The organism is Mesorhizobium sp. M0816 (assembly GCF_040320005.1).
GTDB lineage: Bacteria > Pseudomonadota > Alphaproteobacteria > Rhizobiales > Rhizobiaceae > Mesorhizobium.
Map to the genome: position 1 here is coordinate 1 of NZ_JAMYOT010000119.1, position 530 is coordinate 530.

The following is a 530-nucleotide window of genomic DNA, read 5'->3' on the forward strand; positions in this document are numbered from 1 at the left end:
CCCTCGCCGGAAATATTTGCATTCGAGCTCGCTTTGAAATCGCCTCCCTCAATGACGTATATCCCGGGCGAGAGGGTTACATTGCCGCTCAAGCTGAGCCCCTTGCAGTATGTTCCAGGTTGCAAGGTTGACTGATTGCCGTTTTGACAAGGGTTCGTGGCCGGCGGCGCCGGCAGGTCGGCAAAAGGATCAGCAGCGGGCAGCGCCTGAGTTATCAGGCTGGCGCAAACGGTCTTCACGACGTTGCTCAACGAAACACCGCCTGCCGATATCAGGCAATCGACATCAAGGCTTGCCGATCCCTGAAGTTTGATGGCGTCCGGAGCTATCGAATTCGACATGACGGAGCAGCCTGTCAGTTTTGTGGTCGAACTGCCGGAAAAGAGCGCCGCTTTCGAAGCGGAAGGATCGACCGTCAAAATGCAGGCTTTTGAAGCATCCGTAATAAGAGCCACCGCCCTTGCTTGTGCGCCAACTGCGTTTTGCGTGAATATCGACGTAAAGAACCGATCGAGGTTCTGATGAACGAC

General features: G+C 55.1%; 1 pseudogene. It reads right to left on the bottom strand.

From position 1 onward, the window contains the following. Positions 1–530, bottom strand: a pseudogene (locus NKI17_RS36965) (pilus assembly protein TadG-related protein); the annotation flags it as partial.